This is a genomic window from Pseudomonas sp. LBUM1671, from assembly GCF_059695685.1.
Genome location: NZ_CP166782.1, coordinates 239,945 through 262,107, shown reverse-complemented (window position 1 = coordinate 262,107; position 22,163 = coordinate 239,945). Strand labels below are relative to the sequence as shown.

Genomic DNA, 22,163 nt, shown 5'->3' with positions numbered 1-22,163 from the left:
AACGGCCTGTCCGAAGTAACTAAAGACCGGCGAAAAACCGTTAAGTTCCGCCCAAAAAACAGCAACTTATAGAAATGTGCTCAAGTCGTGTTACTCGTCGGATTTCGATTGTCACGACCCTGACACAGCCTCAGGATCGCGCCGTCATCCCCTTGAGGTTCCTCTATGAAGTTCTCCTCGATTCTCTTGTTGTCCCTTGGCCTGGTCAGTGGCTTCGCTTCTGCCGGAGGCACCACCGAAGCAGGTGTGGGCGGCGCATTGGGCGGGGTTCTTGGCTCGGTCGTCGGTCAATCGTTAGGCGGCAATACAGGTTCCACCATTGGCGCGGCCCTAGGCGGCGCGGGTGGTAGCGCAGTCGGCGCAGACAAACGCAGCCGTGGCGAAGCCGCCATCGGTGGTGCCTTGGGCGCAGCGGGCGGTAACGTGGTCGGCCGCAGCATGGGCGGCACCACCGGCAGCCTGATCGGCTCCGCAGCAGGCGGCGGCGCCGGTGGCGCGCTGGGTAACTACATGGGCAACAAAAGCGATGAGGACGATGATCGTCGCTCCTATCGCGGCGGCCGCGATGATCGTCGTTACTACCGTGACGGCCACCCGGGCCGTGGTCATGCCTATGGTCATCGCAAACATCACAAGCACAATCGTCATCATTGAGGCCTGAACGGCATCACTGACAGCTAGATAAAAAATCGCAGCCCAAGGGCTGCGATTTTTTTGTCCATCAAACGACCAACCGCTCCAATGCACCGCGCAACCCGGCAGGAATCGCCACTGGCTGATTCGACGCGCGATCCACAAAAACATGCACGAAGCGCCCGGCTGCGCAGGCCTCATCTTCCCCAGCCTTGAACACCGCCAGCTCGTATTGCACCGAGCTGTTGCCCAACTTGCCCACCCGCAAACCGATCTCGATCCGGTCCGGAAAGGCGATGGAGGCGAAGTAATCGCAAGACGAACTCACCACAAAACCCACCACCTCGCCGTCATGGATATCCAGGCCACCGACGTCGATCAGGTAAGTGTTCACCGCTGTGTCGAAAAAGCTGTAGTAGGTGACGTTGTTGACGTGGCCATAGGCGTCGTTGTCGTGCCAGCGGGTGGTGATGGGCTGGAAGTGCGGGTAGTCGGTGCGTTGGGGCATCGGGTTGGACATCAGTGTCGATTCCTGGAGTTGGATTGCCAGTCTAAGGCGAATACCGCGTTATCGTTCTTCGCGAGCAAGCCCGCTCCCACAGTTCATCTGCAATGGACACAGCGTTCGTGCACGACCGCGTTCCTTGTGGGAGCGGGCTTGCTCGCGGAGAGGCCTTCAAAAGCGCTGTATCAATCACCTGCCAGAAAAGCCCTTACCTGCCGCCTCCAACTCACCAATCAACCGCGCCGGCTTCCAGTGATCACCCTGGCGGGTCTCCAGCGCCATCAACCGCTGATGAATATCCGCCAGCCCTTGCTGGTCCGCCCACGCCATCGGCCCGCCCTTATCCGCCGGGAAACCGTAGCCGTTGAGGTACACCAGATCGATGTCGTGCGCCGACCCCGCAATACCTTCCTGAAGGATCTTCGCCCCTTCATTGACCAGTGCCAGCAGGCAGCGCTCGAGAATCTCTTCAGGGCTGATCTCGCGACGCTGGAAGCCCAACCCTTCGCTGACCTGTAACACCAGCGCATCGACTTCCGGATCGTGCTCAGCCTGTCGGCTACCTGGCTCGTAGTGGTAATAGCCGTTGCCGCTCTTTTGACCAAAACGCCCCAATTCGCACAGACGGTTATCCACCTGAACCTCGGGCGCATCCTGCCCTGTACCCGCCAACTCCCGAGCGCGCCATCCCAGGTCGACGCCAACCACGTCGTACATGCGAAACGGCCCCATGGCAAAACCGAAGCCTTGCAGCGCCGCATCCACCTGATAGGGATAAGCGCCTTCCAGCAGCATCTTGCGCGCTTCAAGCACGTAGGTATTGAGCATGCGATTGCCGATGAAACCGTCGCAGTTGCCCGCCACTACGCTGACCTTGCCCATGCGCTTGCCCAGCTCCAGCGCCGCATCAAGCACTGCCGAAGAAGTCTGCGCGCCGCGGACGATTTCCAGCAGTTTCATGATGTGAGCCGGGCTGAAGAAGTGCAGTCCCAGGACCTGAGCCGGACGGCGAGTCGCCGCGGCGATGGCGTCGATATCCAGCGCTGAAGTGTTGCTGGCCAGAATCGCTTCGGGTTTGAGCAGTCCGTCCAGTTCGCGGAAAATCTTTTGCTTGAGCTCCAGGTTTTCGTAAACCGCTTCGATCACCAGATCAACATCGCGGATCGCCGCATAATCAGCCGCCGCCGTGACCCGAGCGATCCGCGCGTCCGCCTCAGCCGGATCGATGCGGCCCTGTCGCACATTGTGTGCGTAAGTGTCCGCCACGGTGGCCAGCGCCTGTTCCAGCATCTGCGGATTGTTATCCACCCATTGCACCGGAACGCCGGCGTTGGCCAGGCACATGACAATGCCACGGCCCATGGTGCCCGCGCCGATCACGGCGGCGCGCTGAATGTTGAACGGTGTCTGGCTCATGGTTGTTCTCTTGTTGGCGATCCAAAGACAGCCCTCACCATAGTCAGCCGCTGGGTATTTTTGAAATTTATTCCTGTGATGAGGGACATTCAGCGGATGGATCTACCCGCGAATACACCAAAGATCCCTGTGGGAGCGAGCAAGTCGAATCGTCGCACCGCCGCTCCCACAATAGTCCGCGTTTCAACTGGGCAGATGCGCTTCTGCCCACTCCCGCACCTCGGCGTACGGATAATTTTCCAATGCTGCGAATCCCGGAATCGAACGCGCCTTGAGCTTGGTAAACAGCGGCACGCTGATCCCGCACAAAAACCGCGTTATCCGTTCGGCCGACGGTACGTTGCCCGTGTGCTGTTCATGCCTGTGGATAAAGTCACCGCACAGCGCTTCAAAGTTTTTATCCATAAGCGCCGGCAATTCCGGCGGCGATGGCAGCCGCGCCACGTGCCCATGACACACCGAACAATGCCCGCACTGACGAGGCGCGTTTTCGTCGCCAAAGTACTCGGCCAGGCGATAGCCCAGGCAATGATCGGTGGCGAACAGATCCAGCATCGCGTGAATCCGCGCGATCTCGGTTTGTTCGTGGCGAGTGAAATAGGCATGCAATTCTTCACTCAGGGCCTGAGCATCAAAGTCGATTTGCAGCAGACTGTAGACCTCAGTCATCTGCTTGCTTTCCAGCTCGACCCAGCCCTTCTCCTGGAAATAATCCAGCGCCTTGACCACCCGGTTGCGCTCGGCTTGATGCTGTTCGTACAGCGCGCCGAAATTCACCGTGGCCCAAGTCCGCGCGCGACTGGAGGTCTGGATGATTGCCGCGACAAAGTCTTTGCGCTCGCCCTCGAAACGGGCCAGCAAGGCTTCCGGCTCTTGCAAATACTTGAAGCGGTATTCCGCGTAGTAGGCGTAACGCGGTGCGATCAAACCGCGCAATTCAAGTTGCACGAGCAAGGTCTTGAGCGGAAGCTGCCGAATGTTGCTCTGGTCCGACAAGGGTCCCAACAGAAACTCCCATTGCCCCTCTGGCGCAGCAGCTTGCATCTCATCGAGCACACAGCGAATGCCATCCAGCTCTGGCGTGTCGCCGTAGACGAAGTTTTCCAGCACGTTAAGGCTGTCGCGATTCGCCAGCACCAGGCAATCGGATGGCTGCCCGTCACGCCCGGCACGGCCGATTTCCTGGCTGTAGTTTTCGATGGATTTGGGCAGGTCGAAATGCACCACGTTGCGGATATCGCTCTTGTCGATGCCCATGCCGAAGGCAATGGTCGCGACAATGCAATTGGACTGCCCGCTCATGAAACGCTTTTGGATGGCTTCGCGTTGTTCGTGAGGCAAACCAGCGTGATAGGCCTCGGCCTGAATGCCATTACGCTCAAGATGTTCGGCGATGTGCTCAGCCGTTTTTTGCAGGGTGACGTAGACAATGCTCGGCTGGCCGGGTCGTTCGCTCATCCACTCGACCAGACGTCGGCGCTTGTCCTGACCGCGTACCGGCTCGACCAGCAGATTCAGGTTCGGCCTGTAGAAACCCGTGGTCACCACATCTTCCGGCGCAATGCCGAATTTGGCCTCCATGTCCGCGATTACTTTGGGCGTTGCGGTGGCGGTCAGCAGCAGCGCCTGCGGAATGTTGAACTGCCGTTGGTAATCGGGAAGCTTGAGGTAATCGGGGCGGAAGTTGTGGCCCCACTCCGAGATGCAGTGCGCCTCGTCCACCACCAGCAGCGAAATCGGCACCTGCTGCAGGAAATTGCGGAAGCGCTCGTTCTTCAGGCGCTCCACAGAGATCATCAAAATCTTCAGTTCGCCGGACTTGGCCCGGGCCATCACTTCGCTGGCGTCATCGCGGCTCTGGGCCGAATCGATGCTGCCCGCCGCAATACCGTGGCGCTGCAAGAAGGCCAATTGATCTTGCATCAACGCCAGCAGCGGCGAGACCACCAGCGTCAGGTGCGGCAGCAACAAGGCCGATAATTGATAGCAAAGGGATTTGCCTGAGCCGGTGGGGAAAATCGCCGCCGCCGAGCGCCCGGCCAACACCGCGCTGACTGCCGCCTCCTGGCCGGGCCGAAACTGTGGATAACCGAAAACCTGTTCCAGGGTGTTGTGCATAAGCTGTCACTCCGTTGACCGCTGCGAAGCCCAAAGCCTAGCCGGCAAACGCAGCGAGTCGAGAAAAGGTCGGGGACCAAAACGATACGGGATGATACAGCCTCGCTCCAGGGTCCTTTGCCACAGGATGAAACAATCGAAACACTTTGTTCCTCGCGCAGCCCTTGGATCTGACGCTAAGGTCTTCTCGCACAACCACCGCCCGTGCACTTCACATCATGGCAGGACGCCTGATGAGCGCGGCATTTGAACAAGGAACGACCATGTCTCAAAAATCGCTTTTCGCGATCGCCCTGATCCTGACATCCCTGCTGCTGAACGGCTGCGACAGGATTCCCGAAGAACCCCCATTGCTCGCTACGTGCGACACCCTGGAATGCGCAGCCCAACAAGCCTGGCGAACGTCCTGACGACTACGCCATAGGTGGCTACGGCACCATCACCGCCACCCGCAGTTGCTCGTTCAATATCTGCTCCTGATACACCCGGCTCTTGCTCGCCCAAACCGCATGAGCCGGGCTGATTTCGCCTGTGAACGCGGCCGCCAATTGACGCAAATCCGCAACGCTTCGCACGCGGGGGCAGAAGGGTTCACCGTCGCAGTTCTGACTGGCGCTGCGGTAGGTGGTCAGTAACCGATCCCACAGACCGTCACGCACTTGCCTGACCGACTTGAGCTTCACATCCTGCACGCCCAGTCGCTGTTTCAGACTTTGTTCGTCGAGCCTTTCGCTGGCCAGCAGTGCCTTGCCGAACATCAACACCTCGGCGCGGGACGCAGTGTCCACGTTCGCCTGGCTTGTCAGCGCATCCGGCCAACCGGTGCGATCCATATTGGCGAGGATCAAAGAGTTATCCGTGTCAGCTGCACCCGCCAAACGACAAACACCCGCCCACAGCAACAAAATCGAGGCCATACGTAGCCATTGCATACTTAATTCCCTTTAAGCGTTAGACAGACGTTTTTTAACGTCCTACAGATTCTGGCGCGCACGATACAGAGGATTGGTGCGTTGCGCCTGACAAACCCGTAGGAAATTCGACCTCTAGGGGAATTGCTGAAAAAAGCCTCGGGTTACACGTAGGCAAAAGGCCACAACGCAGGTAAATCCCCTACAAACACTGTCCATTTGCGCTGTATTGCGACGCCTGTATCCGCGCCTCTATAGTTTGCCGCGCCCCTGAATACAGGACTGACCTCATGCAAGACCGCTATCGCCCGCTCAAAACCAGCTACAGCGAAACGCCCGTGTTGGTCATTGATACCGCCGCCAGCACCCGCGCCGTCCTCGACGCCGCTCACCAACGCCTGAGTGCCGCCAGCGACCTGCTCGAAACACTTTATTGCCTGTGCTTCAAACAAGCTGATGTAAAAGACATCCCCCATATAGTGAATGCACTTTATTTATTAACGCAGGATGGCTGTGAACTTCTCGACATTGGAAGACAAAGAATAGAACTTTAAAAACACAAACATAGAAACAACTAACTTCTTCAACTCACAAACAACAAACATTAGTCTGCAAGCTCTTAAACCAATCAAGAGCACTACAATGACTACATTAACTATTTTCTTTTGCGGCACCGGCTCGACCAAATTCGACAGCCAGAACCCAACTTACTGGAATGGAGAGTTGGTCTCGACACTGGCTTACCATCACGGTGGTCGCGAATTTGCCGAATGGATCGTGATTGACGGCCCTGGCACCAGCAATCTGCAAGCTGACGAACTGTTTACCCAATCCAAGGACTACGGCCTGAGCGGCACGCTGTTCGGCAAGGGCTGGGAAGAGAACGTCAAGCACGCCATCAACATCATCAAAGGTAAGTGTGACTGGGAGCGTGAAAAACTGACGGAGGCAGAATACAACCGTCTCAAGGCTGCCGGCATTCCTATTGAAGATGTGATCGTCGAAGGCTCCTGGATGTGGCGCAAGTACAACTACGGCGACCGCAGCGTGACGCAACAGAAGTTACAGGAGCAAATCATCAAGACATTCCGCAAGGACGGAATTATTCCAACCTACGTCAACTTGGTTGGCTGGAGCCGCGGCGGCATTAGTTGCCACATGCTGGCCAATGCCATGTTCAAGGACAGCGCACTGAAGAACATCCCGGTGAATATCTTCGCTATTGATCCGGTCCCCGGCATCGGCAACTTTCAGGAAGACAAAGTAAAACTGAATGCCAACGTAAAAGAATACGTTGGCTTCTACGCCCGGGACGAACGCTCCAAAGGCTTCAGCTGCGTCATCCCGCAAACGGCCACCGGCACCCGAACCCACATCTACCCGATGCCCGGCCGCCACGGCACGCTGGTTGGCAACGCCGCAGTCGATGGTGTCAGCGGCCCTAAAGCGCTGGCCGAACCCGGCCTGATCGTCCGCCACTTCGCCGAAGTGTGCCTGAAACGCTGGGGCGTTCCGCTGATCAAAACCTCCAACCTGACCCCGACCGACCTGCAAAACCACCACAGCGCCATGGCCAGCGCCGCCGCCAAATACAAAGCGATGGAAAAATTCTCCTACACCTACTTCACCGAACTGGACCAGGGCGAACGCTACGTTTCGCTGGGCAGCAACGGGGTCAAGTTCTCGGCGGTGAGAGGCACGATTTACGCGCCGGCGACCGGGTTGACCACTGGCCTGCAGGATGTGGCGGCTTATCAGCATATTCGTTGAACAAGCGAGCAGATTCGTAGGAACGGCCTTATAGAAGCCTCATCCCGTTCCTACAAACAACGACTCCTTGTCGTCTATCGCTACCCGTTGGCTCACATCTATAGTTCCGAGTGTCGCTGAAGGTTCAGCGACTCGGGCTTGGTCACTCGACAAAGAGAGCGCACATTTCTAACTAATAAAGGTGTAACTCAGTGACAACGTTAAATCCTCTTTTTGATCGCTACCGCCCACTCAAAACGATTCTCACCGATTCCCCGCCCCTGATCATCGACACAGAGGCCAACCCCCAGGACATCCTCGAAGCCGCCCTCCAGCGCATCCGAGCCTCCAGCGACCTCCTCCAAACCCTGCACTGCCAATGCTTCAAGCATGGCGATGTCGAAGACATCCCGCACATCACCCACGCGGTCTACCTGCTGACCCAAGACGGCTGCGACCTGCTGCAAGTCGCCCAACAACGCATGATGGGCTGGAAAGCACCCGCCTAAGAAGCCGTGTTCAAAGGGCAAGCCAGCCTGACTGTGTGCTGGCTGTCCACGAAAAAGGATATTAATTCCTACATCCTCAATGGAGATTGAAGATTGCAAACTATTATTGATTGCGTAGCATGTGAGCCACTGATCAGCCATGGGCTCCTTCTTATGACTACCGAAACGATCGATCACACCGTGCTCGTCAAACTGGTTGAAAGCGGCGCTATTAACGCCACTCACATTGTGGCCAAGCAAGGTGGGTGGGCAGTTCAAGTTCAACATGGATCACAAACACAGTCCCTGGCAGCCCAACGCAGCCAGCAAATTCGCTTATTTAAGCGTTTCGAAACCCTAGTGATCTATTTGCAAGGAATAGGCATCACTCATTTTGATGTCGATAGCTCTGGTTACGACCCACTACAAGTAAAAACCTATTCTCGCCCTGACCGTTCCGAGGCATTGAAGCAAGTTCACGATGCAGCTGCTTACGACGAATGGTTCAGGAAGCAGGTTCAAGCCAGCATCGATGATCCACGGCCAAGCGTAAGCGACGAAGAGGCGCGCCGAATCTTTGCGGCAAAACGTGATGCCATACGTCAACGGGCACGCTAATGCGGGTAATTTGGCGCCCCACGGCGCTGACTGACCGGGACAACATCATGAATTACATTTGCGAGGACAACCCTTACGCGGCCATCGCTTTAGACTAAGTCTTTGAGTCCAAATCAGAGCAAGCTCGCGAGCACCCAAAGCTTTATAGAAAGGGAAGAATTTTTGGCACTCATGAAATAGTCGCTACACCAAATTACGTCATGGTCTATACGGTCCTGCCACAAGCGGTAGTGATTATGCGGGTACTGCATGCGAGGCAACACTGGCCGTGACTAGGTCAACTGCAGAGCCCCCTATGTTTGAGGCCAACAAGGACTCGGACAGATCGAAGCAACTGCCCGTTATTTGAAAGGAGGCGCTGAACGCATCAGCGCCATCCTTTCCTCCCACTGGACGCCATCATGAACCTCGCCCCCAACTTCCGCGACGACCACACCATGCATCTGCTCATGCAGCTGCTGCACGAGGAACTCGGCCTGCCCGAACGCAAAACCATCAGCCTCACCACCTCGATCAACTTCGACCTGAGTTGCGACGGTGCCGATGCGCGACACCTGATGGAAGCACTGGAAGAGCAGTTCGGGATCGAACTCGTAGACTACGACGCCTATCGCTACTTCACGAACAAAGCACCACTACCGCCAAGGTAAGCAAACCATTCGGCTCTCAGACAGGTAGTGTTATTCGTGAGTCAGAGTACAGCGGGTTTGACCCGGACAACTTCCCACTGAATACCCACTCTTTCTCCGCTTTATTTACGAAAAAAAAGAAGCCTGAATCCAACACATAACGAGGCATGTAGATTGGGGCGCGTGCGAGGGTTTAATACTGAGAAACCGCTCCCCTCGATTTCCGCAGCTATCGCCACTTCCGACCCAAAGGTTACGATGCGTTCCCCAAACACACCTATAAGGACATAGCGTGGACGTATTGATGGGTTTGCTCGCCGCCTTGCTTTGGGGCGGCACGGATTTTCTGGTGGGATTGAACGCCCGCGCGGTCGGCGTTAAACGCGCTGTCTATTTCGGTCAGGCGCTGGGCTTCAGCATCATGACCTTGTTGCTGATCGCCTTTCCTGCCTTCATTCTCAAATCCCTGTCGGCATCGCTCGATGTCTGGCTGATCGGCATTGTCGCCGCGGTGTTGACCGTGTCAGGAGCGCTGGCCTTGTCCAAGGCGTTCGCCCTCGGAAAAGCCTCTATCGTCGCGCCGCTGGTGACCTCTTACGGCGTGGTCACCACGCTTCTGTCCTGGGCGGGCGGTGAACAGATCAGCCTGATCCAACTGCTGTGCATCGCGCTGTGCGTGATCGGGGTCATCCTTTCCAGCATCCACTCTGACTCGAAACTTCCACACACCACTCAGGCCAGCAGTTCGATTGCCTATGCACTGTTGGCGGCTGTCTTTTATGGCACCAGTTTCTGGCTGCAAGGCCGCTTCGTTCTTCCGGTGCTGGGTCCGGTGACGATGCTGTGGCTCGCGTATCTGATCGGGTTGATCGTGCTGGTGGTCATTGTGTTGAGGGTGAAGGATGGTCTGAAAATTCCACCGCTGAAGAACTGCGTGACGCTGACCGGTGCCAGTCTCATGAACCTTGGTGGATTTTCATCATTCGCCTGGGGCGCGGTGGCGGGGTCGGTATCGGTGGTGACAGTGATCAGCACGTTATCCGGAGGCATTGCGGCGATTCTGGGCTACGTATTCTTCAAGGAGAGGCTGGCGAAAATACAGGTGCTGGGCGTGGTCTTGGTGTTAGTCGGAGCGTTCGTTCTGCACCTGAAAACCTGAACCGAGCGCCCACAAAAAAGCCGCCCTCAAAGGGCGGCTTTTTCATTCGCTAAATCCAAGCCTTACAGCTTAGGACCCGCAGCCTTGATCGCGTCGCTCACTTCAAACTTCTTAAAGTTCTCAACAAACAACCCGGCCAGTGCTTTCGCAGCTTCATCATAAGCAGCCTTGTCAGCCCAGGTATTACGTGGGTTCAACAGGCCAGTCTCAACGCCCGGCACAGCCAATGGCACGTCGAGGTTGATGGTGTCGAGGTGCTCGGTTTCAGCACCGATCAACGCGCCGCTCTGGATCGCTGCAATCACGCCACGCGTGGTCGGGATGTTGAAGCGCTTGCCAACGCCGTAGCCACCGCCGGTCCAGCCGGTGTTGACCAGGTAGACCTTGGAGCCGAAGCCGCGGATACGCTTGATCAGCAGTTCTGCGTATTCGCCGGCCGGACGCGGGAAGAACGGTGCGCCGAAGCAGGTGGAGAAGGTCGACTTGATGCCGCTACCGGAGCCCATTTCAGTCGAGCCCACCAGAGCGGTGTAGCCGGACAGGAAGTGGTAGGCCGCTTGTTCTTCGCTGAGGATCGAGACTGGCGGCAGGACGCCGGTCAGGTCGCAAGTCAGGAAGATCACAGCGTTTGGCTCGCCACCGAGGTTCTTCTCGGAACGCTTGGCAACGTGCTCCAGCGGGTAAGCGGCGCGGCTGTTCTGGGTCAGGCTGACGTCGGCGTAGTCGGCGTGCTTGGCCTCATCGATCACGACGTTTTCCAGGACTGCGCCGTGCTTGATGGCTTTCCAGATGACCGGCTCGTTCTTCTCGGACAAGTCGATGCACTTGGCGTAGCAGCCGCCTTCGATGTTGAAGACAACGCCTTCGCCCCAGCCGTGTTCGTCGTCACCGATCAGGTAACGGCTTTCGTCGGCGGACAGGGTGGTTTTACCAGTGCCCGACAGACCGAAAAACAGGGTCACGTCGCCCGCTTCACCGATGTTGGCAGCGCAGTGCATTGGCAGCACGTCGGCGGCCGGCAGCAGGAAGTTCTGCACCGAGAACATGGCTTTCTTCATTTCACCGGCGTAACGCATGCCGGCGAGCAGCACTTTCTTCTGGGCGAAGTTGATGATCACGCAGCCGTCGGAGTTGGTGCCGTCACGCTCTGGAACGCACTCGAAGTTGGCGACGTTCAGAACTTGCCACTCTTCACGACCGGCCGGGTTGTACTGAGCCGGGTTGATGAACAGGCAACGACCGAACAGGTTCTGCCAGGCAGTCTGCGTGGTCATTTTCACGGCCAGGTAGTGCTCTTCAGCCGAACCTACATGAACGTGGGAAACGAAATGCTCTTGCGCGTTGTTGAAGGCCTCGACGCGGTCCCACAGGGCATCGAACTTGTCGGCCGGGAACTTGCGGTTGATCGGGCCCCAGGCAATGGCGGCCTGAGTGGACGGTTCTTCAACGATGAAACGGTCGACTGGCGAGCGACCGGTACGGTGACCGGTGCGAACAACCAGCGCGCCAGTGTCGGCAAGCTCGCCTTCACCGCGATTCAAGGCTTCTTTTACCAGATCATCAACACTCAGATCGGTGTACACGGCGTTATTGGCTTGCGTCATGAGATTCCCCGTCGGCCAGTGGCCGAGTGTGCTCCAAACGTTTTGTAGTAGAAAGTCGTGCACTACTACCGCGACAAAAAGTGGGCCGGATTATGCCAGAAACGCCCAAAAATAGTAGGGCCCTCCCGTCAGAACGGCGTTATTCCGGCGCTATCCAGTGAATTTACCTGCGCTGAACCGTTTTAGTGCCGGGTATCTGACGGCGTATCGACACCCGCGCCCGCGAACAGTTGGGAGATATCGGCCGCATCAAACAGGTAACGCTGGTTGCAGAACTGGCAATCGATCTCGATGTTGCCGCCGTGCTCGATAACCAACGCCTGCGCGTCTTCCATACCCAAACTGACCAGTGCATTGCCTGAACGTTCTCGCGAGCAGCTGCAACGGAAACGCAGTCTCTGCACATCAAACAGGCGCACCTGTTCTTCGTGGTAGAGGCGGTGAAGCACGGTTTCGTTGTCCAGGCTCAGCAATTCGTCAGCGGTCAGGGTGCCGCCCAGCGCGGTGATGTGCTGCCAACTGGCGTCGCGCTCTTCCTGGTCTTTCAAGCGGTCGGCAGGCAGCTGCTGCAGCAACAGGCCACGGGCACGACGGCCATCGGCATACAGCCAGAATCGGGTGCCGACCTGTTGCGACATCACGAAGTAATTAGTGAAGCACTCCGACAGGGTTTCGCCATCCAGATCAACGATGCCCTGGTAACGCTGGCCCTGGGTCGGGTCGATGGTCAGCGCCAGAACGCCGTTGGGCATCAAGTCGGCGAGGGTCGCGTCGGGGGCAATCTGGTCGGCTTCATAACGGGCGAGGCCTCGGATTTCGCGCTCGCTGGAGCATTCGATCATCAGCAGCGGAATCGGGCCGTCGGAACGGGCCTGAAGAATCAGCAAGCCATCGAACTTCAAGGTGCCGACCAGCAACGACGCGGCCGCCATCAACTCGCCGAGCAGTTGCGCGACCGGCTCCGGATACGGGTGCTTGGCGAGCACTTCGGCGTAACTCCGTTCCAACGAAACCAGCTCGCCGCGGGTGTCGCTGTCATCGAAGATGAAGCGTTGGGTGTAGTCGGTATCCGGTAGATCGGTCATAGGTCTGGGTATCTGAAGTAATGACAAAATGGTTACAAATCGTGAAGATTGCGCCTTTGCAGCACCGCTTTGGTGCGCGATGTTCAGCCATGGGAGGCATTTTATGAACAATCCGGGTTTGTTCCAAGCAAGGTGGAACCTCCGCCGGTTGGCTCTATGCAATTTCGTGCCTCTGGCACTGCTGGCCTTCTGGTTATGGCCTACGGGTCAGATGCTGTGTGTGATTTTCGACGAGTGGCTATTTCATCTGCTGAATGCGCCGCTGGCCAGCAACCCGATATGGCTACGCATCTGGGCGATTGCAAGTCTGCGCCCGTTCGATGTGGTGGTTGGAGTGATTCTGCTGACGCTGCTGATCAAGGGCGATTGGGTGTTCGAGAAGACTGAGGTGCGCCAGGCGTTTTTCGGTTTTCTCGCGGTTCTGCTGGTGCTGCTGTTTATCCGCATGCTGTTCTCAAAGCTTGCCGTATACATGAGCTGGCAACACAGCAGCCCGTCGATGATGATCGAGGGTGCGATTCGTATGAGTGACTATTTCCCGGGCCTTGAGAAGTCCTGGGAATTGAAGGATCGGTCGACGCAAAGCTTTCCGGGTGACCACGCTTCGGTGTTGCTGATCTGGGCGCTGTTCATGACCGTGTTCAGCCGAAATTCCTGGCAGACATTGGTGATTTGGTCCTTGGCGCTGCTGTTCATGATGCCGCGCCTGGTGGCGGGCGCCCATTGGGGCCAGGACGATTACATTGGTGGTGTGTTGCTGGCGGTATGGGCGTTGGGCTGGGGTTACTACACGCCGTTTGCCTATCACGCTTCGGCGTTTTTCCTGAAGGTGACGGCACCGGTGTTCGGGTTGCTAGGGAAATTGCCGGTGGTTTCGCGGATGAGTGTGGTAAGGGCGGCCGGCTAATGCCTTGATGCCATTTCTGTGGCGAGGGAGCTTGCTCCCGCTCGGCTGCGCAGCAGCCGCAAAACCAGGCGACAGGGATCTATCTGAAAGAACCCGGTTGTCGGTATAGGGAGTCCTTCGGCCTCCAGCGGGAGCAAGCTCCCTCGCCACAAATCATGTGAGCAATGACTACTCGTCGTTGCTACTACCGCGAAACTTGAACAAATCCCGCCGCTGTTTCTTGCTCGGCTTGCCATCGGTGCTCACGCCCAACGCGCCGGCCTTGCGCATGGCCGCAGCCGCTTCGCGCTTGGCGATGCTGGCATCGGTTTCCGCATACAACGTCTGAGCCTCAGGCGCGCCACGACGCACAATCGATAGCGCCTGAACCACCACCGTACGTTCCTCGAACCCTGCACGAATCTGAAACTCGTCGCCGACCCTCGGTTCCTTGCCCGGTTTGCAGCGCTCACCCCGGCAATGCACCTTGCCACTTTCAATCGCCGCCTTGGCCAAGGCACGTGTTTTGTAAAAACGCGCAGCCCACAACCACTTATCGAGACGGACCTTGTCGTCCTCTTCGTTTTTTTGTGCCACTTGAATTCCTCTTTCAGCCCATAGTCGGAACTGTACTACCGTTTCTGTCGGGCGCAAGAACTCGGCCCTCCAGATAAACTGTGATCTTGGCCGGCTCACCGGCATGGAGTGATCGAGTGACTATATTCCCGTCTTCATTGACTTCGCCCCAGGGCGGTTGCCAAGGCTGTCAGCAAAGCGAGCCGCTGGGCTTCGATTTTTCTTTTGCCTACCAACCGATCGTCGATCTGCGCGACCGGTCGATTTTTGCTCATGAAGCGTTGGTCCGCGGCATTGCCGGGGAAGGCGCACTGTCGGTGCTCGATCAGGTCAACGAGGAAAATCGCTACCGCTTCGACCAGCTCTGCCGGACCCGCGCCATTGAAGGGGCGGCCAATCTAAACATGCAGACACACTTGTCCATCAACTTCATGCCCAACGCCGTGTACCGCCCGGAACTGTGCATCCGCACCACTCTGGAGGCCGCGAAAAAACACAACTTCCCCATCAACCGTCTGATTTTCGAAACGCTGGAAAGCCAGCACGTAGATAACTATCGCCATTTGACTAATATTCTGCGTGAATACCGCGAATTCGGCTTCAAGACCGCCATCGACGATTTCGGCGCGGGCTACTCGGGGCTCAATCTGCTGGCTGATTTCCAACCGGACCTGATCAAACTCGACATGGCACTGATCCGCGATGTCGATCGCGATCGTGTTCGTCAGGCTATCGTTCGAGGGGTTGTCACAATGTGTGCGGAGTTGAACGTTACAGTCATCGCCGAAGGCATCGAAAGCGCCGGAGAACGGGATTTCCTGGCGGACTGTGGAATATTTCTGATGCAGGGTTACTGGTTCGCCAAGCCTGCATTCAAAGCGTTGGCCCAGGTAACGCCTGAGGCGTGGACGCGTTAATCGCCGGTTTTTTCCTATTGAAGACATTTGACCATTTGACCGTTATCGGTCTGCGCGAGTGGGTGGCGCTCCCGGATCTGGGAGTCGCGGGCCTGCGCGCAAAAATCGACACCGGCGCCAGCACCTCGAGCCTGCACGCCACCGACATCGAGCCGTTCGAGCGCGACGGTGAAAGCTGGGTGCGCTTCACCGCGCACCTGGGCACGGTGGTGCAGTTGCGTCATCGACGCTGCGAGGCGCCACTGGTGACGCGCAAAACCATTAAAAGCTCCAACGGTCACGCGCAGATGCGTTATGTGGTCAGCACCACACTGGCCCTGGGTGATCGGGTATGGCGGGTCGAATTCACCCTCGCCTGCCGCAAATCCATGCGTTATCGCCTGTTACTCGGTTCCAAAGCCCTGATCGACGGCCAGCTGGTGGTCAATCCGGGGATTAAATATGTACAAGACAAGCCGGTGTTCCCGGTATCTACCTCCTCCACAGGTGTTGCATGAAGATCGCTGTGCTGTCGCGGAACCCGCGTCTGTATTCCACTCGTCGTCTGGTCGAAGCCGGTACCGAGCGTGGCCATGAAATGGTGGTGATCGACACCCTGCGCGCCTATATGAACATTGCCAGCCACAAGCCGCAGATCCACTACCGCGGCAAGCCGCTGGAAGGTTTCGACGCGGTGATCCCGCGGATCGGTGCGTCTGTGACGTTTTATGGCTGCGCGGTGTTGCGCCAGTTCGAAATGATGGGGGTTTTCCCGCTTAATGAATCGGTGGCCATTGCCCGTTCGCGGGACAAACTGCGGTCGCTGCAATTGCTCTCGCGCCGCGGGATCGGTTTGCCGGTGACCGGGTTTGCGCACTCCCCGGATGACATTCCCGACCTGATCGACATGGTCAACGGCGCACCGCTGGTGATCAAGGTGCTGGAAGGCACTCAGGGCATCGGCGTGGTGTTGTGTGAAACGGCGACCGCCGCAGAATCGGTGATTGAAGCCTTCATGGGCCTGAAGCAGAACATCATGGTTCAGGAATACATCAAGGAAGCCGGGGGCGCGGACATTCGCTGCTTCGTGGTCGGCGACAAGGTGATCGCGGCAATGAAGCGCCAGGCCAAGCCTGGAGAATTTCGCTCCAACCTGCATCGCGGCGGCAGCGCCAGCCTGATCAAGATCACCCCGGAAGAACGCATGACGGCGTTGCGTGCGGCGAAGGTCATGGGTCTGGCGGTGGCGGGGGTGGACATCCTGCGTTCCAATCACGGGCCGCTGGTGATGGAAGTGAACTCGTCGCCGGGATTGGAAGGGATTGAGACCACCACCGGGAAGAACGTGGCGGGGATCATCATTGAGCATCTTGAGAAAAATGGCGGGCCGAATATGACCCGGACCAAAGGCAAGGGCTAAAGCTAAGAGCCCCCTCACCCTAACCCTCTCCCCAAAGGGGCGAGGGGACTGACAGTGGTGTTCTTTCGAGCTACATCGACCTGAAAAATCGAGTCGAGCTCAGGTTTTGAAAACAACCGAGATCTGCTCCCTTTCCCCCTCTCCCCTGTGGGGAGAGGGCTGGGGTGAGGGGTGGCTCTTGGCTACACCGCGTCTCTAGGCAACATCAACCCCAGCGGCAACCGCACCCGAGCTTCGAGACCACCACCGGCCCGATTGCGCAACTCAACATTCCCGCCATGCATCGAAGCAATCCGCTTCACGATGGCCAGTCCAAGTCCTGTCCCCTTCCCACCCCGGGCACGATCACCCCGGGTGAATGGGTTGAAGATCGCTTCCAGCTCGGACGGATCAATCCCCGCCCCACGGTCCATGACGCTCAGCACCACATAAGGCGCGCTGGTATCGCCAGACACATAAGCCGCCACCTCAACCCCGCTGCCAGCATGGTGCAAAGCGTTGCCGATCAAATTGTTCAGCAACCGCTTCATCGATACCCGACGCAGGGGAAACGGCTGAATCGGCTCCAGGCGCAGCCGCACTTTTTCTTCGTTCTGGTTGTACGGTGCCGCAACCTCACGAACCAGGTCACTCAGGTCTACTTCCTCGACAGACTCGTCACGACCATCGCGGATAAACGCCAGGAACTGGTCGAGAATCGCGTCCATGTCCTCGATGTCACGCACCATATCGTCCGACAGGTCGCTATGGTCGCCCATCAACTCCAGGGACAAGCGCAAACGGGTCAGCGGCGTACGCAGGTCGTGTGATACCCCGGCCAGCATCAACTCACGCTCGCGACCGGCCTGCTCGACGTCTTCAGCCATCTGGTTGAAGGCACGGTACACCTCGGTCATCTCGCTCGGCGTGTCGCTGATCGGCAGGCGCACGCTGCGCCCCTGACCGAGTTGCCGTGCGGCATACACCAGACGTTTCAACGGTTGATTGAGCTGGCTGACGAAGATCCACGCCGAGGCGGTGGACAGCAAGCCGATAGCAAGGAACCACCCAAGCACGTTCCAGATTTTCTGGCCGCGCAACGGATGCGGATAGAGCGGCACTTTCAGCCAGCCGTCGCCCAGGCTAGGCGCCCGAACCCACAGGGCCGGCGGCGAGTGCATGCGTAATCGCACTTCGGTGTCGGCACCCAACTCCGCCTGCATCTGCCGCTGATAGATCTCGCTGTAAGGCCAGTGTTGCTCGCCTTCCGGCACACCCGCGCCCACAACCCGGATCAGCGTGGCGGCATCAGCAATTTTCTCTCGATTTTTTTCATCGGCAGCCCAATAGGCGCGCAGCGTAAGGGCGACGCCGTGGCTGTATTGGCGATCCACCAGCACGTCTTCGTTCATCAACAGATAAACCAGGGTCAGCGCCTTGGAGAACAGGACGACGATCAGCACCAGCCACAGGGTGCGGGAGAAGAAACTCTGGGGGAACCAAACGGGGGTTTTCATGGATAACCGCTACACACTTGCAGGAGCGAGCGATGCTCGCATATTGCGGATCGCGAGTCTGCGGACAATCGTCCGCAAGACCCGCTCCTACAAATCGCCAATCACTTGGTGGCGGCGCCATCCGGTACGAACACGTAACCCACGCCCCAGACCGTCTGGATGTAACGCGGTTTGGATGGATCGGGTTCGATCATCCGGCGCAGACGGGAGATCTGCACGTCGATGGAACGCTCCAGGGCATCCCATTCACGGCCACGGGCCAGGTTCATCAGCTTGTCGCGGGTCAGTGGCTGACGCGCGTTCATGACCAAGGCCTTGAGCACCGCGAATTCACCGGTGGTCAGCATGTGCACTTCGTCACCGCGCTTGAGTTCGCGGGTGGCCAGGGACAGCTCGTAGTCACCGAAGGTCACGCTTTCGTCTTCGCTGCCCGGTGCGCCCGGCACAGGCGTCGACTGGCGACGCAGGACCGCTTTGACACGGGCCATCAGCTCATCCGGGTTGAACGGCTTGGCCAGGTAATCGTCGGCGCCCAGTTCCAGGCCCTTGATGCGGCTCAGCTCATCGCCCTTGGCGGTCAGCATGATGATCGGGATCTGATTGTTCGCCGTGCGCAGCCGGCGGCAGGCGGTCAGACCGTCTTCGCCGGGCAGCATCAGGTCGAGGACGACCAGGTTGAACACTTCACGCGCCAGCAGGCGATCCATTTGTTCAGTGTTCGGTACGGCGCGGGCTCGGTAGCCCTTGCTGACGAAAAAACGTTCCAGCAGGCTGCTCAGCCCTGGATCGTCGTCAACAATAAGAATTTTTTCGCCTTCAGCATTGTTTGCAGTGCTGCTCATTAGATGCTCCTTTGATCTCGGCGCGCATTATGGCGTAGCTGCCGTTATACGCACCGTGTGCATTGTTAGCAGATTTTTCCTTCACCGCCAGAAATCCGGCCCTCGCGCTACCGCCTGCGATGCCCCTGAATGATAGAACGCTGGTTATAATGCGCGGCCTTTTGTGTCAGGCAACGTCTGATCATGGCTGCAGGCGGCCGCTTTTTATTTTCATGGCGCCGGCAGTCATTGTTCGATTTCACGGGTCAACGGGATACCTGTTGATCCAGGTAGCGGCGCAGGCCAGGCCGCTCAACCAGACTCGCCGAGGCCTTATCTCTGCGCCTGCGAGCCTGCTTTCACAATTTGTCAGGTGGTTTTATGGACAGCATCAACAGCCGCATCGCCGAGGAACTCGGTGTACGCCCACAACAGGTCGAAGCGGCCGTCGCGCTACTCGATGAGGGCTCTACCGTTCCCTTCATCGCCCGTTACCGGAAAGAAGTGACCGGCAGCCTCGATGACATTCAGTTGCGTCATCTGGAAGAGCGTCTGCGCTACCTGCGAGAACTCGACGAACGGCGCATCAGCATCCTCGCCAGCATCGAAGAGCAAGGCAAGCTGACCCCGCAGCTCGAACGCGACATCAAGCTCGCCGACACCAAGACCCGCCTCGAAGACTTGTACCTGCCGTACAAGCAGAAGCGCCGCACCAAGGGCCAGATCGCCCTGGAAGCCGGCCTCGGCGAGCTGGCCGACGGCCTGTTCAACGACCCGACTCTGACGCCAGACGCCGAAGCCGCGCGCTTCGTCGATGCCGAAAAAGGCGTCGCCGATGTGAAGGCCGCCCTCGAAGGCGCCAAATACATCCTGATGGAACGCTTCGCCGAAGACGCCGGCTTGCTGGACAAACTGCGCAGCTACCTCAAGCAGGAAGCCACCCTCAGTGCCCGCGTCATCGCCGGCAAGGAAGAGGAAGGCGCCAAATTCCGCGACTACTTCGAACACGACGAGCCGCTGAAAAGCATGCCGTCGCACCGCGCGCTCGCCATTTTCCGTGGCCGTAACGAAGGCATTCTGAGTTCGGCGCTGAAAGTCGGCGACGAGCTGCCGGGCACCATGCACCCGTGCGAAGGCATGATCGGCCAGCAATTCGGCATCCAGAACCAGAACCGCGCTGCCGACAAATGGCTGGGCGAAGTGGTGCGCTGGACCTGGAAGGTCAAGCTCTATACCCACTTGGAAACCGACCTGCTCGGCGAGCTGCGCGATGGCGCGGAAACCGAAGCGATCAACGTGTTCGCCCACAACCTGCACGACTTGCTGCTGTCGGCCCCGGCCGGTCCGCGCGCCACCCTGGGCCTCGACCCGGGTCTGCGCACCGGCTGCAAGGTCGCCGTGGTCGATTCCACCGGCAAACTGCTGGATCACGCCACGGTTTACCCGCACGTGCCGCATAACAAGTGGGACCAGACCATCGCGATTCTCGCCGCCCTGTGCGCCAAGCACTCGGTCGACCTGATCGCCATCGGCAACGGCACCGCCAGCCGTGAAACCGACAAGCTCGCCGCTGAGCTGATCAAAAAATACCCGGCCATGAAGATGACCAAGGTCATGGTCTCTGAGGCCGGTGCATCGGTTTACTCGGCGTCGGAACTGGCTTCCAAGGAATTCCCGGACCTCGACGTGTCGATCCGTGGCGCGGTGTCGATTGCCCGTCGCCTGCAGGATCCGCTGGCCGAACTGGTGAAGATCGATCCGAAATCCATCGGCGTCGGTCAGTACCAGCACGACGTGTCGCAGCTGAAACTGGCGCGCGGCCTGGACGCTGTGGTCGAAGACTGCGTGAACGCCGTGGGCGTCGACGTCAACACTGCCTCCGTGGCGCTGCTGGCGCGCATCTCCGGCCTCAACGCGACCCTGGCGCAGAACATCGTCAGCCACCGCGACGAGCACGGCGCGTTCAAAACTCGCGTCGCGTTGAAGAAAGTCGCACGCCTGGGTGAAAAAACCTTCGAACAGGCCGCCGGTTTCCTGCGCGTCATGAACGGCGACAACCCGCTGGATTCGTCGGCGGTTCACCCGGAAGCCTATCCGCTGGTGCAGCGCATCGCCGCTGAAACCGACCGAGACATTCGTTCGCTGATCGGCGACGCGAGCTTCCTCAAGCGCCTCGATCCGAAGAAGTACACCGACGAGACTTTCGGTCTGCCAACGGTCACCGACATCCTGCAAGAGCTGGAAAAACCCGGTCGCGACCCGCGTCCCGAGTTCAAGACTGCCGAGTTCCAGGAAGGCGTCGAAGACTTGAAGGATCTGCAACTGGGCATGATCCTCGAAGGCGTCGTGACTAACGTGACCAACTTCGGCGCGTTTGTTGATATTGGCGTGCATCAGGACGGTTTGGTGCACATCTCCGCGCTTTCGGAGAAGTTCATCAAGGATCCGCGTGAAGCGGTGAAGGCTGGTGACGTGGTGAAAGTGAAGGTCATGGAAGTCGATATCCCGCGTAAACGCGTGGGTCTGTCGATGCGCATGAGCGACACCCCGGGCGAGAAAATCGACGGTGCCCGTGGTGCACGTCCGGGGTCGGCTCCACGCCAGTCCCAGAACAACGCACCGCGCAAGGAAACCACGGCGGCGGCCCCGGCCAACAACGCCATGGCTTCGCTGTTCGCCAACGCCAAGCAGTTGAAGAAGCGTTGATGGAGGTTCCCGCCGGCCTGACCGAAAGCGCGTTTTTCAAGCTGCTGGGGTGTCGCTTGCACAGCCTGGAAACCGGGGTGGCGCAAGTCGCCCTGGCGCTTGAGCCAGAACTGCGCAATCGCGGCGGCAAGCTGCACGGCGGGGCCTTGTTCAGTCTGGTCGACATTGCCATGGGGCTGGCTTGTTCCAGCACCCATGGCTTTGACCAGCAGAGCGCGACCATCGAATGCAAGATCAACTACATTCGCGCCGTTTCGGACGGTGAAGTGATGTGTACGGCGCGGGTGATTCACCCGGGCCGTCGCACGCTGGTGGTCGAAGCTGACGTGATGCAAGGCGACAAACTCGTCGCAAAAGCACAAGGCACGTTCGCTGTCCTGTAGATGAATGCCATCATTTTGAGTTAATTTCAGCGCAACGAATCCTGTGGGAGCGAGCCTGCTCGCG

General features: G+C 58.3%; 22 protein-coding genes and 2 pseudogenes. 15 read left to right on the top strand and 9 right to left on the bottom strand.

All coding sequences use genetic code 11. The features are described 5' to 3' along the window. Nucleotides 1-165 precede the first annotated feature (165 nt). Nucleotides 166-654 carry a glycine zipper domain-containing protein gene (locus tag ACA060_RS01210; protein WP_109627361.1) on the top strand — a complete coding sequence of 163 codons (489 nt, stop codon included), beginning with the start codon at nt 166-168 and terminating at the stop codon, nt 652-654. A gap of 67 nt (nt 655-721) precedes the next feature. On the opposite strand, the gene ACA060_RS01205 is transcribed toward ACA060_RS01210, so the two are convergent. From ACA060_RS01205 to ACA060_RS01195, 3 genes are all read right to left on the bottom strand, one after another. Beyond that, nucleotides 722-1,153, bottom strand: a complete 432-nt coding sequence (locus ACA060_RS01205; protein WP_109627359.1) for an acyl-CoA thioesterase — start codon at nt 1,151-1,153, stop codon at nt 722-724. Nucleotides 1,154-1,327: 174 nt separating this feature from the next. Beyond that, nucleotides 1,328-2,554 carry a 3-hydroxyacyl-CoA dehydrogenase gene (locus ACA060_RS01200; RefSeq protein ID WP_497314939.1) on the bottom strand — a complete coding sequence of 409 codons (1,227 nt, stop codon included), beginning with the start codon at nt 2,552-2,554 and terminating at the stop codon, nt 1,328-1,330. 183 nt (nt 2,555-2,737) lie between these two features. Beyond that, a complete protein-coding gene (locus ACA060_RS01195; protein ID WP_497314937.1) occupies nt 2,738-4,672 on the bottom strand; it encodes a RecQ family ATP-dependent DNA helicase in 1,935 nt (644 codons plus the stop codon). Nucleotides 4,673-4,905: 233 nt separating this feature from the next. Between ACA060_RS01195 and ACA060_RS01190 the strand changes: the two genes are divergently transcribed. Continuing rightward, complete coding sequence (locus tag ACA060_RS01190; RefSeq protein WP_497314935.1) at nt 4,906-5,082, top strand: hypothetical protein; 177 nt, start codon at nt 4,906-4,908, stop codon at nt 5,080-5,082. A gap of 18 nt (nt 5,083-5,100) precedes the next feature. Here the strand turns inward: ACA060_RS01190 and ACA060_RS01185 are convergent, their stop codons facing one another. Further along, a complete protein-coding gene (locus ACA060_RS01185) occupies nt 5,101-5,604 on the bottom strand; it encodes a polysaccharide deacetylase (protein WP_109627353.1) in 504 nt (167 codons plus the stop codon). 269 nt (nt 5,605-5,873) lie between these two features. Between ACA060_RS01185 and ACA060_RS01180 the strand changes: the two genes are divergently transcribed. The 7 genes and pseudogenes from ACA060_RS01180 to ACA060_RS01150 all read left to right on the top strand — a co-directional run bounded on the left by ACA060_RS01180 (nt 5,874) and on the right by ACA060_RS01150 (nt 10,226). Further along, nucleotides 5,874-6,137 (top strand): hypothetical protein, encoded by a 264-nt coding sequence (locus ACA060_RS01180; RefSeq protein WP_109627351.1) that lies wholly within the window; start codon nt 5,874-5,876, stop codon nt 6,135-6,137. Between the two features lie 88 nt (nt 6,138-6,225). Next, a complete protein-coding gene (locus tag ACA060_RS01175; protein ID WP_497314933.1) occupies nt 6,226-7,353 on the top strand; it encodes a hypothetical protein in 1,128 nt (375 codons plus the stop codon). A gap of 191 nt (nt 7,354-7,544) precedes the next feature. Beyond that, nucleotides 7,545-7,841 (top strand): hypothetical protein, encoded by a 297-nt coding sequence (locus ACA060_RS01170; RefSeq protein WP_497314931.1) that lies wholly within the window; start codon nt 7,545-7,547, stop codon nt 7,839-7,841. A 153-nt stretch (nt 7,842-7,994) separates the two neighbouring features. Continuing rightward, nucleotides 7,995-8,438, top strand: coding sequence for an antitoxin PaaA2 family protein (locus tag ACA060_RS01165; protein WP_497314929.1), 444 nt, complete (start codon nt 7,995-7,997; stop codon nt 8,436-8,438). Nucleotides 8,439-8,557: 119 nt separating this feature from the next. Then, nucleotides 8,558-8,710, top strand: a pseudogene (locus tag ACA060_RS01160) (type II toxin-antitoxin system RelE/ParE family toxin); the annotation flags it as partial. 129 nt (nt 8,711-8,839) lie between these two features. Further along, nucleotides 8,840-9,058: pseudogene (locus ACA060_RS01155) on the top strand (acyl carrier protein); the annotation flags it as partial. Between the two features lie 313 nt (nt 9,059-9,371). Then, complete coding sequence (locus ACA060_RS01150) at nt 9,372-10,226, top strand: EamA family transporter (protein WP_497318150.1); 855 nt, start codon at nt 9,372-9,374, stop codon at nt 10,224-10,226. Between the two features lie 62 nt (nt 10,227-10,288). On the opposite strand, the gene ACA060_RS01145 is transcribed toward ACA060_RS01150, so the two are convergent. Both ACA060_RS01145 and hslO read right to left on the bottom strand, forming a co-directional pair. Beyond that, entirely contained in the window at nt 10,289-11,830 is a 1,542-nt protein-coding gene (locus tag ACA060_RS01145) for a phosphoenolpyruvate carboxykinase (RefSeq protein WP_109627337.1), read from the bottom strand. 182 nt (nt 11,831-12,012) lie between these two features. Then, entirely contained in the window at nt 12,013-12,915 is a 903-nt protein-coding gene (gene hslO / locus ACA060_RS01140; RefSeq protein WP_109627335.1) for an Hsp33 family molecular chaperone HslO, read from the bottom strand. Nucleotides 12,916-13,018: 103 nt separating this feature from the next. Here hslO and ACA060_RS01135 point away from each other — a divergent pair, with 103 nt between their 5' ends. Continuing rightward, nucleotides 13,019-13,822 (top strand): phosphatase PAP2 family protein, encoded by an 804-nt coding sequence (locus tag ACA060_RS01135; RefSeq protein ID WP_497314927.1) that lies wholly within the window; start codon nt 13,019-13,021, stop codon nt 13,820-13,822. Nucleotides 13,823-13,990: 168 nt separating this feature from the next. Here the strand turns inward: ACA060_RS01135 and ACA060_RS01130 are convergent, their stop codons facing one another. Continuing rightward, nucleotides 13,991-14,398 (bottom strand): RNA-binding S4 domain-containing protein, encoded by a 408-nt coding sequence (locus ACA060_RS01130; RefSeq protein WP_109627331.1) that lies wholly within the window; start codon nt 14,396-14,398, stop codon nt 13,991-13,993. Between the two features lie 116 nt (nt 14,399-14,514). On the opposite strand from ACA060_RS01130, the gene rimA reads away from it, so the two are divergent. From rimA to rimK, 3 genes are read left to right on the top strand one after another with little or no spacing between them, the layout of a single operon-like run. Further along, nucleotides 14,515-15,294, top strand: coding sequence for a S6 modification regulatory phosphodiesterase RimA (gene rimA, locus ACA060_RS01125; protein WP_109627329.1), 780 nt, complete (start codon nt 14,515-14,517; stop codon nt 15,292-15,294). 17 nt (nt 15,295-15,311) lie between these two features. Beyond that, nucleotides 15,312-15,791, top strand: a complete 480-nt coding sequence (gene rimB / locus ACA060_RS01120) for a retropepsin-like aspartic endopeptidase RimB (RefSeq protein WP_010464766.1) — start codon at nt 15,312-15,314, stop codon at nt 15,789-15,791. Then, complete coding sequence (rimK, locus tag ACA060_RS01115) at nt 15,788-16,693, top strand: 30S ribosomal protein S6--L-glutamate ligase (protein ID WP_007949201.1); 906 nt, start codon at nt 15,788-15,790, stop codon at nt 16,691-16,693. Before rimB ends, rimK begins: the two co-directional genes overlap by 4 nt. 182 nt (nt 16,694-16,875) lie before the next feature. Here rimK and ACA060_RS01110 read toward each other — a convergent pair whose 3' ends face one another. Further along, nucleotides 16,876-18,189 carry an ATP-binding protein gene (locus ACA060_RS01110; protein WP_109627327.1) on the bottom strand — a complete coding sequence of 438 codons (1,314 nt, stop codon included), beginning with the start codon at nt 18,187-18,189 and terminating at the stop codon, nt 16,876-16,878. A 101-nt stretch (nt 18,190-18,290) separates the two neighbouring features. After that, nucleotides 18,291-19,031, bottom strand: coding sequence for an osmolarity response regulator transcription factor OmpR (gene ompR / locus ACA060_RS01105; protein ID WP_010464774.1), 741 nt, complete (start codon nt 19,029-19,031; stop codon nt 18,291-18,293). Between the two features lie 360 nt (nt 19,032-19,391). On the opposite strand from ompR, the gene ACA060_RS01100 reads away from it, so the two are divergent. Together ACA060_RS01100 and ACA060_RS01095 are read left to right on the top strand one after the other, a co-directional pair. Next, nucleotides 19,392-21,716, top strand: coding sequence for a Tex family protein (locus ACA060_RS01100; RefSeq protein ID WP_497314924.1), 2,325 nt, complete (start codon nt 19,392-19,394; stop codon nt 21,714-21,716). Then, nucleotides 21,716-22,099: a PaaI family thioesterase gene (locus ACA060_RS01095; RefSeq protein ID WP_497314922.1), complete on the top strand. Its 384-nt coding sequence runs from the start codon at nt 21,716-21,718 to the stop codon at nt 22,097-22,099. Before ACA060_RS01100 ends, ACA060_RS01095 begins: the two co-directional genes overlap by 1 nt. Nucleotides 22,100-22,163: the final 64 nt, after the last annotated feature.